Source organism: Arenimonas sp. (assembly GCF_022842045.1).
Classification (GTDB): domain Bacteria; phylum Pseudomonadota; class Gammaproteobacteria; order Xanthomonadales; family Xanthomonadaceae; genus Arenimonas.
This window is the reverse complement of the sequence record NZ_JALHQI010000010.1, coordinates 25,328-33,684: the sequence shown is the minus strand read 5'-3', so window position 1 is coordinate 33,684 and position 8,357 is coordinate 25,328. Positions and strand designations below refer to the sequence as shown.

At 70.0% G+C, this 8,357-nt stretch carries 8 protein-coding genes; 4 read left to right on the top strand and 4 right to left on the bottom strand.

Annotated elements, in window-relative coordinates:
* Positions 1 to 40: 40 nt before the first annotated feature.
* On the bottom strand, positions 41 to 1,939 hold the full coding sequence (locus tag Q0C12_RS04025; protein WP_290886500.1) for a DEAD/DEAH box helicase: 1,899 nt from the start codon (positions 1,937 to 1,939) through the stop codon (positions 41 to 43).
* Positions 1,940 to 2,120: 181 nt separating this feature from the next.
* On the opposite strand from Q0C12_RS04025, the gene Q0C12_RS04020 reads away from it, so the two are divergent.
* The gene (locus Q0C12_RS04020; protein ID WP_290886498.1) at positions 2,121 to 2,915 is read left to right on the top strand and encodes a M48 family metallopeptidase; all 795 of its coding nucleotides are present in this window, start codon (positions 2,121 to 2,123) and stop codon (positions 2,913 to 2,915) included.
* 33 nt (positions 2,916 to 2,948) lie between these two features.
* On the top strand, positions 2,949 to 3,368 hold the full coding sequence (locus Q0C12_RS04015) for a CopD family protein (RefSeq protein WP_290886495.1): 420 nt from the start codon (positions 2,949 to 2,951) through the stop codon (positions 3,366 to 3,368).
* Between the two features lie 3 nt (positions 3,369 to 3,371).
* Here the strand turns inward: Q0C12_RS04015 and Q0C12_RS04010 are convergent, their stop codons facing one another.
* Complete coding sequence (locus Q0C12_RS04010; RefSeq protein WP_290886493.1) at positions 3,372 to 4,442, bottom strand: calcium/sodium antiporter; 1,071 nt, start codon at positions 4,440 to 4,442, stop codon at positions 3,372 to 3,374.
* A gap of 109 nt (positions 4,443 to 4,551) precedes the next feature.
* Positions 4,552 to 5,622, bottom strand: coding sequence for a calcium/sodium antiporter (locus Q0C12_RS04005; RefSeq protein WP_290886490.1), 1,071 nt, complete (start codon positions 5,620 to 5,622; stop codon positions 4,552 to 4,554).
* Positions 5,623 to 5,743: 121 nt separating this feature from the next.
* On the opposite strand from Q0C12_RS04005, the gene Q0C12_RS04000 reads away from it, so the two are divergent.
* Positions 5,744 to 7,018 (top strand): dicarboxylate/amino acid:cation symporter, encoded by a 1,275-nt coding sequence (locus Q0C12_RS04000; protein WP_290886487.1) that lies wholly within the window; start codon positions 5,744 to 5,746, stop codon positions 7,016 to 7,018.
* Positions 7,018 to 7,902: a DMT family transporter gene (locus Q0C12_RS03995; protein ID WP_290886484.1), complete on the top strand. Its 885-nt coding sequence runs from the start codon at positions 7,018 to 7,020 to the stop codon at positions 7,900 to 7,902. The genes Q0C12_RS04000 and Q0C12_RS03995 overlap by 1 nt, the downstream gene beginning before the upstream one ends.
* On the opposite strand, the gene Q0C12_RS03990 is transcribed toward Q0C12_RS03995, so the two are convergent.
* On the bottom strand, positions 7,856 to 8,248 hold the full coding sequence (locus Q0C12_RS03990) for a hypothetical protein (RefSeq protein WP_290886482.1): 393 nt from the start codon (positions 8,246 to 8,248) through the stop codon (positions 7,856 to 7,858). The two genes, Q0C12_RS03995 and Q0C12_RS03990, sit on opposite strands and share 47 nt — an antisense overlap.
* Positions 8,249 to 8,357 lie beyond the last annotated feature (109 nt).

Here is an 8,357-nt window from a genome sequence, read left to right as displayed (position 1 = left end):
GGTGACGACGGCGCCACTCGGGTGATGCGAAGGGCAGGGCTCAGTCGTGCGACGGGCCCTTGCGGTGCGGCTTCTTGAAGCCCGGCTTGTCGCCGCCGAACTTGCGTGGACCGAACTCCTTCTTGCCGCCGGCGAAGGGTTTCTTGCCGAAGGACTTGCCGCCCGGCGCCTTGCCGGCGGTGTCCGGCGCCTCGCCGTCGCGGGTGATGCGCAGCTGCTGGCCGGCGCACCACACGGTCTTGAGGTGCTGCATCACGTCCGGCGGCATGCCGTCCGGCAGGTCGAGCAGGGTGTGGTCCTCGAAGATCTCGATGCGGCCGATGTGCTTGGCGTCCAGCCCGGCCTCGTTGGCGATCGCGCCGACGATGTTGCCCGGCTTCACGCCGTGGTCGTAGCCCACCTCGATGCGGAACGTGCTCTTGCCTTCGTCGGGCGTGCGCGGCTCGCGGACCTTCTTGGCAAAGGCCGGCCGCTCGGGACGCTCGGCGCGGGCCGGGCGCTCGCCGCGCTCGGGCTTGTCGAAGCGCGAGGGCCTGGCGAACTTGTCGGTCGCGGCGGCGACGTCGCGCTCGAACGCACGCTTCTTGGCCTCGAACTTCGGCGGCTCCATCAGCAGCGGCACGTCGCCGCGGGCCATCTTGGCCAGGGCCGTGGCGATCTCGATCGCCGGCACGTTCTTCTCGCGCTCGTAGTCCTCGATCAGCTTGCGGAACTCGCCCAGCTCGCCGGCGGCCAGGGTGTCGCTGATCTGCTGCTTGAACTTGGCGATGCGCACGTCGTTGACCGCGGCCACGGTGGGCAGTTCCATCGGCGTGATCGGCTGCCGGGTGGCGCGCTCGATCGCGCGCAGCATGCCGCGCTCGCGCGGGGCGATGAACAGGATCGCCTCGCCGCTGCGGCCGGCGCGGCCGGTGCGGCCGATGCGGTGCACGTAGCTTTCGGTGTCGTAGGGCACGTCGTAGTTCACGACGTGGCTGATGCGGTCGACGTCGAGGCCGCGGGCGGCGACGTCGGTGGCGACCAGGATGTCGATCTTGCCGTTCTTGAGCTGCTCGATGGTGCGCTCGCGCTGCGCCTGCACCACGTCGCCGTTGATCGACGCCGCGGAGAAGCCGCGCGCCTGCAGCTTCTCGGCCAGCTCGTCGGTGGCCTGCTTGGTGCGGGCGAAGACGATCATGGCGTCGAAGGGCTCGGCCTCGAGGATGCGGGTGAGCGCGTCGAGCTTGTGCAGGCCGGACACTTCCCAGCTGCGCTGGCGGATGTTCTCGGCGGTGCGGGTCTTGGCCTCGATCGTGACCTCGACCGGGTCCTTCAGGTAGGTCTGGGCGATGCGGCGGATCGCGTGCGGCATGGTGGCCGAGAACAGCGCGGTCTGGCGCACGGCCGGCATCTTCTTGAGGATGGCCTCGACGTCGTCGATGAAGCCCATGCGCAGCATCTCGTCGGCCTCGTCGAGCACCAGGTTGCGCAGCAGCGACAGGTCCAGCGAGCCCTTGTCGAGGTGGTCGATGATGCGGCCCGGGGTGCCGACCACGACGTGCACGCCGCGGCGAAGCGCCTGCAGCTGCGGGCCATAGGGCTGGCCGCCGTACACCGGCAGCACGTGGAAGCCCGGCATGTGCGCGGCGTAGCGCTGGAAAGCCTCGGCGACCTGGATGCCCAGCTCGCGGGTCGGCGCCAGCACCAGGGCCTGCGGCTTGGTCTGGGTCAGGTCGATCTGCGAGAGGATCGGCAGGGCGAAGGCGGCGGTCTTGCCGGTGCCAGTCTGGGCCTGGCCCAGCACGTCGCGGCCCGACAGCAGGTGCGGGATGGTCGCGGCCTGGATCGGCGAGGGCGACTCGTAGCCGACTTCGGCGAGCACCTTGAGCAGGGGCTCGCTTAGCGCAAGGTCACGGAAATGCAGCGGCGCGCTGGGCGCCTCGGTCGTCTGGGCGGTCATGGGGAGTCCGTAGGTCTGGGTCCGATTGAATCGGGAAGACTTCGCATACCGGCACACCACGGACACGAAGAAGGCGCGGGATTGTACCCCAGCGGCGCTTCAGGCACCTGAACCGGGCCCGGCTTGCGGCCTCGGGGCGATGCGCCAATCATGGGGCCCGATCCCGGAAGGAGTCTCCCCCATGCGCCTGCGCCCCGTGAAGCTCGCCGCCCTGCTTACCCTTGGCCTTGCCGCCGCCTGCACCACCACGCCCACCGGCCGCTCCCAGCTGATCCTGGTGGGCGACGCCGACATGGACCGCATGGGCGCCACCGCCTTCGCCCAGGTCAAGGCCGGCGGCAAGATTTCCGGCGATGCGGCCTCCACCCGCTACGTGAACTGCGTGGCCCGCGCCCTGATCGCGCAGTTGCCCGAGCCGGCCCGCAGCAAGCCCTGGGAAGTGGCGCTGATCGACGACGCCAGCGCCAACGCCTTCGCGCTGCCGGGCGGTAAGGTCGGCGTGCACACCGGCCTGCTGAAGGTCGCCGCCAACCAGGACCAGCTGGCCTCGGTCATCGGCCACGAGCTGGGCCACGTCACCTCGCGCCATGCCGCCGAACGCGTGTCCAACCAGTTCGCCACCGACGCCGCGCTGCAGGTGCTCAACTCCGCCACCGGTGGCCAACGCCAGCAGCTGCTGGGCCTGCTGGGCCTGGGCGCGCAGGCCGGCATCGCGCTGCCGTTCTCGCGCCAGCATGAAACCGAAGCCGACGTGCTGGGCCAGCGCTACATGGCGAACGCGGGCTTCGACCCGCGCGCCGCCGCCGCGCTGTGGGAAAACATGCAGAAGCAGGCCGGTGGCGCCCGTCCGCCGGCCTGGTTGTCCACCCACCCCGATCCGCAGCGCCGCATCCAGACCCTGGCCGCGGCCGCGCCCTCGCTGATGCCGGCCTACGAGCAGGCGCGCGCGGCCGGCCGCCGCCCGAACTGCCGCTGACGCCAACCTACCCGCCACGAGATCCGAGACCCTATGGCCTACCTCTGGACCAAGCTCTTCCACGTGCTGTTCGTGATTTCCTGGATGGCCACGGTGTTCTACTTGCCGCGCATCCTGGTCAACCTGGCCGAAGCCGGCGACGAGCCGGCCGTGCGCGCGCGGCTGGCGCTGATGGGCGCACGGCTGTATCGCTTCGGGCACGTGATGTTCGGCATCGCCCTGCTGCTGGGCCTGGCGCTGTGGATGCACTTCGGCATCGCGGGCGGCTGGCTGCACCCGAAGCTGACCCTGGTGCTGCTGATGCTGGGCCACTTCATCGTCACCGGCCGCTGGATCCGCAAGGCCGCGGCCGGCGGCAAGCTGCCGTCGCCCACGGCCCTGCGCTGGTTCAACGAGGTGCCGCTGGTGCTGCTGGTGCCGATCCTCTGGCTGGTCTATTTCAAACCGTTCTGAGGGTCAGGCGCGGCGTCGGTGGCGGAGTTCGCGGACCGCCACCACGCCCAGCGTGATCACCGTGAGCGGGATCACCACCGTGCGCATCACCAGGCTGTATTCGTCCAGAGCGTCGTGCTCCTGGGCGTACAGCACCAGGTAGACGGTGTAGGCCACGTAGTAGCCCAGGAACACGCCGCCTTCCCAGCGCGCGATCCGGTGGCCGGTGAACAGCACCGGCAGCAGCGCCACCGCCACCGCGATCATCACCGGCAGGTCGAAGGCCAGCAGCGCCGGCGGCACCGTCAGCCCGGTGCCGGACACCATCGAGCTGATGCCCAGCACGCAGACCAGGTTGAAGATGTTGCTGCCCATCACGTTGCCGACCGCGATCTCGCGCTCGCCGCGCAGGGCGGCGACGACCGAGGTGGCGACTTCCGGCATCGAAGTGCCCAGCGAGACGATGGTCAGGCCGATCACCAGTTCGCTCACGCCCAGCGCGGTGGCGAACACCGTGGCCGAGTCCACCAGCCATTGCGAACCGAGCACCAGCATGCCCAGGCCGATCGCGACCATCAGCAGCTGTACCGGCGTCTTCGCCATCAGGCCGGGTGCGGCGGGCAGCAGCTCGTCGGCCATTTCCTCGGCCGGGGCACTGCGGCCCTGGAAGTAAAGCAGCAGGGTGTAGGCCACCAGCAGCGCCACCAGCACGCCGCCTTCGGCGAACGAGATGCGCAGGTCCATCGCCATCCAGCCCACCAGGGCGCTCAGGCCGATCAGGATCGGCACTTCCTGGCGGATCAGCTGGCGGTCCACCACCAGCGGGGCCAGCAGGGCGGACAGGCCCAGGATGAGCAGCACGTTGAGGATGTTGCTGCCCACTACATTGCCCAGGGCGATGTCTGTCTGGCCGTCGAGCGCGCCTTTCACGGAGACGGCCAACTCGGGGGCGCTGGTGCCGAAGGCGACGACCGTCAGGCCGACCACCAGAGGCGCGATGCCCAGTGACAGCGACAGGCGGGACGCGCCGCGAACCAGAAGGTCGGCGCCGAAAATCAACAGCGCCAGGCCGGCCAGGAACAGGATCAGGGTCATCGAAGGCTCCGGGGACAGTGCGACATTATGGCCCGCAACGAAGATATCCCGGGCGCGAAGGGGCGGATGGCCCGGTCACGGCCTGCCGGCGGTTCCCGGCGTCGCCGGGTCAGGCCCGGCGCCGGTGGCGAAATTCGCGGGCAACCACCACGACCAGCGTGATCGCGGTCAAGGGGATGACCACCGTGCGCATGACCAGGCTGAACTCGTCCAGGGCGTCATGGTCCTGCGCATAGAGCACGAGATAGGTCGTATAGGCCAGGTAGTAGGCCAGGAACACGGCGCCTTCCCAGCGGGCGATCAAGTGACCGGTAAACAGGACCGGCAGCACGGCCACCGCCACGGCAATCATCACCGGCAGGTCGAAGGCGAGCAGGGCCGGCGGCACCGTGAGCCCCGTTCCAGAGACCATGGCGCTGATGCCGAGGACGGCGCCGAGGTTGAAGATGTTGCTGCCCAACACGTTGCCCACCGCGATTTCGCGCTCGCCGCGCAGGGCGGCGATGATCGAGGTGGCGACCTCGGGCAGCGACGTGCCCGCGGCGACGATGGTCAACCCGATCACCAGCTCGCTCACCCCTAGCGCAGTGGCGAACACGATGGCCGAATCGACCAGCCAGCCCGAGCCCAGCACCAGCATGGCGAGCCCGACCAGGATCAGCATCAGCTGCCCTGGCAGACTCGAGAGCCAACCTGGCCCCGTCGGCAGCATTTCGTCTGCCACCTCGGCGGCGGGCGCACGCTTGCCCTGCAGGTAGAGGAGCAGCGTGTAGCCCGCAATCAGCGCGACCAGAAGCGCGCCCTCCGGGAAGGAAAGCCGCAGGTCCCATGCCATCCACCCGACGAGCAAGCTCAGGCCGATCATGATGGGCACTTCCTGCCGGATCAGCTGGCGATCCACCACCAGCGGCGCCAGCAGGGCCGACACGCCCAGGATGAACAGGACATTGAAGATGTTGCTGCCCACGACGTTGCCCAGGGCGATGTCGGTCTGGCCGTCAAGGGCGCCCTTCACCGAGACCGCGAGTTCGGGGGCGCTGGTGCCGAAGGCGACCACCGTCAGGCCCACCACCAGCGGGGCAATGCCCAGCGACAAGGACAGGCGCGCGGCGCCGCGGACGAGCAGGTCGGCGCCAACGATCAACAGGGCCAGGCCGGCGAGGAACAGGATCAGGGTCATCGGGGGCTCCGGGAACAGGCCGCCATTATCTCCCGGAACGCTGCGTTTCCGAGCGTGAAGAACCGGATGACCCGGTCGCCGCCTCCCGGTATCGTCCCCCCACGTTCCCCGAGGCAAGCCGATGACCCTGGTATCCCGCTGGTTCCGCATTCCCTTCTGGCAGCGCGTGCTGGCCGGCTTCGTGCTGGGCGCCCTGGCCGGCTGGGCGCTGGGCGAGACCGCGGCGGACTGGTTCCAGCCGCTGGGCACGCTCTACGTCACCCTGATCAAGATGATCGCGACGCCGCTGGTGTTCTTCGCGGTCATCAACGCGGTGGCCAGCCTGGCCGGGCAGCAGTCGGTGGCGGCGCTGGGCGGGCGCACCTTCGCCTGGTTCGCGGCGACGGCGGCGCTGGCGGTGGGCGTGGCCTTCGCGGTGGGCGCGGTGATGCAGCCGGGCCTGGGCCTGGGCGAGCTCACCGTGGCGGAAACCTACGTCGAAAAGGTGGTGCCCGGCCCGGTGGCCGTGCTGCTGGACGTGGTGCCGGCCAATCCGTTCGCGGCGCTGGCGGACGGCAAGATCCTGCAGGTGATCTTCTTCGCGGGCCTGGTCGGCTTCGCGCTGGTGAAGCTGGGCGAGAAGACCGCGAAGCTGCGGGCGCTGGCCGGCGAGGCCAGCGACGTGATGATCCAGGTGACGCGCTTCGTGCTCGAGGTCACGCCGATCGGCACCTTCGGCCTGATCGCGGCGCTGGTGGGCAGCTATGGCTTCGAGCGGCTGCTGCCCTTGGGTGGGTTCGTCCTGGCGCTGTACCTGGCCTGCGCGCTGCACATCGTCTTCGTCTACGGCGGGCTGCTGCTGGCGCATGGCCTGAACCCGCTGCGCTTCCTGCGCGGCGCGCTGCCGGCGATGCAGGTGGCGTTCGTGGCCTCGTCGAGCTTCGCGGCGCTGCCGGCTTCGCTGCGCGCGGCGACCCATGCGCTGGGCGTGAAGCAGGAATACGCGGCGTTCGCGGTGCCGCTGGGCGCCAGCATCAAGATGGATGGCTGCGGCGCGATCTTCCCCACGCTCACGGCCATGTTCGTGGCGCAGTACTTCGGCATCGAGCTCAGCGCCTCGCAGTACTTCGTGATCCTGCTGGCCTCGGTGCTGGGCAGCTTCGGCACCGCCGGCGTGCCGGGCACGGCGATGGTCATGGCCACGGTCGTGCTGAGTTCGGCCGGCCTGCCGCTCGAGGGCATCGGCTACCTGGTCGCCATCGACCGCGTGCTGGACATGATGCGCACGATGACCAACGTCACCGGCCAGGTGCTGGTGCCGGTGCTGGTGGCGAAGGAGACCGGCCTGCTCGACCAGGCCGTGTACGACCGCGCCACCGGCGACATCGGCCTCGACGACGCCGCGCCTCGCGCCTGATGACGCCGCGCCGCGCCACCCTGGCCGGATTCGCGGCCGTGCTGCTGTGGTCTTCGCTGGCGGTGCTGACCGGCGGCACCGCCGGCATCCCGCCGTTCCAACTGCTGGCCATGGGGTTCGGCGTCGCCGGCCTGGCGGGCTGTGCGCTGCTGCTGCGGCCCGGCGGCCCCGGCCTGACGGCGCTGCGGCAACCGCTGGCCGCGGGCGCGTTGGGCATCGCGGCGCTGTTCGGCTACCACGCGCTGTACTTCATCGCGCTGAAGAACGCGCCGGCGGTGGAGGCCAATCTCATCAACTACCTGTGGCCGCTGCTGATCGTGGTGTTCGCGGCGCTGCTCGGGGGCGCACGGGTGCGCGCCGGGCAGTGGCTCGGCACCGTGCTTGGCCTGGCTGCCGCGGTGCTGCTGGTCACGCGCGCGGGGCGGGTGGACATCGATCCGGCGCATCTTCCCGGCTATGCGGCCGCGCTCGGCGCGGCGCTGGTCTGGGCGCTGTACTCGGTGCTCAACCGACGCTTCGAGGCGGTGCCCAGTGCGGCGATGGCGGGTTCCTGCCTCGCGGTGGGCGTGTTGGGCGCCATCGCGCATGTCGCGCTCGAAACCACCGTGGCGCCGACGGCGGGGCAGGGCGCGCTGATCCTGCTGCTGGGCCTGGGCCCGACCGGCATCGCCTTCTGGCTGTGGGACATCGGCACCAAGCGTGGCGACATCGCGGTGCTCGGCACCTTGTCCTACGCCGCGCCGATGCTCTCCACCGGCCTGCTGCTGGCCTTTGGCCAGGCCCGCCCGCACTGGACGCAGGCGGTCGCCGTGGCCTTGCTGCTGCTGGGCGCCTGGCTCAGCGTCCGAGGCGCCAGCCCAGCAGGGCGAAGGGCAGCGGGATAAGCAGGCCGGCAACGACCATCCACGCCGGGTGCGGGATCACCGAGAAGTTCAGCGCCACCAGCGCCAGCATCACCACGCCGACCACGATCGCGACGCCGCGCTTGTGCTTCGCGCTGATCGTCGCCGCGGTGAAGGCGCCCAGGAAGGTGCCGAAGGCGTAGGCGATGAGGACCATGCCCAGCGCCATCTTCGGCATCTGCGAGATCAGCGCGACCATCGCGTCATGGTCGGTCGGGTCGATGTCCGCCGGCGGCGGGTAGATCGAATGCCCCAGCCACTGCACCGCCGCCACGGTGATCCCCATCACCAGGATGCCCGCCAGTACCGCCAGGATGCTCCGCAACATGTCCGCCCCTCCCCTTGGAATGGACGAAGCTTCTGCCTGCGCGGGTCCGGACGCAAGCAGGGCGTTTCTTGGCCACTGATGAAAAAAAAGGGCCGCACAAGGCGGCCCT

Coding starts and splice junctions, on each gene's coding strand:
- Q0C12_RS04000 (WP_290886487.1), top strand. CDS start 5,744: ATGACCCTGGTATCCCGCTGGTTCCGCATTCCCTTCTGGCAGCGCGTG.
- Q0C12_RS04020 (WP_290886498.1), top strand. CDS start 2,121: ATGCGCCTGCGCCCCGTGAAGCTCGCCGCCCTGCTTACCCTTGGCCTT.
- Q0C12_RS04005 (WP_290886490.1), bottom strand. CDS start 5,622: ATGACCCTGATCCTGTTCCTCGCCGGCCTGGCCCTGTTGATCGTTGGC.
- Q0C12_RS03990 (WP_290886482.1), bottom strand. CDS start 8,248: ATGTTGCGGAGCATCCTGGCGGTACTGGCGGGCATCCTGGTGATGGGG.
- Q0C12_RS03995 (WP_290886484.1), top strand. CDS start 7,018: ATGACGCCGCGCCGCGCCACCCTGGCCGGATTCGCGGCCGTGCTGCTG.
- Q0C12_RS04010 (WP_290886493.1), bottom strand. CDS start 4,442: ATGACCCTGATCCTGTTCCTGGCCGGCCTGGCGCTGTTGATTTTCGGC.
- Q0C12_RS04015 (WP_290886495.1), top strand. CDS start 2,949: ATGGCCTACCTCTGGACCAAGCTCTTCCACGTGCTGTTCGTGATTTCC.
- Q0C12_RS04025 (WP_290886500.1), bottom strand. CDS start 1,939: ATGACCGCCCAGACGACCGAGGCGCCCAGCGCGCCGCTGCATTTCCGT.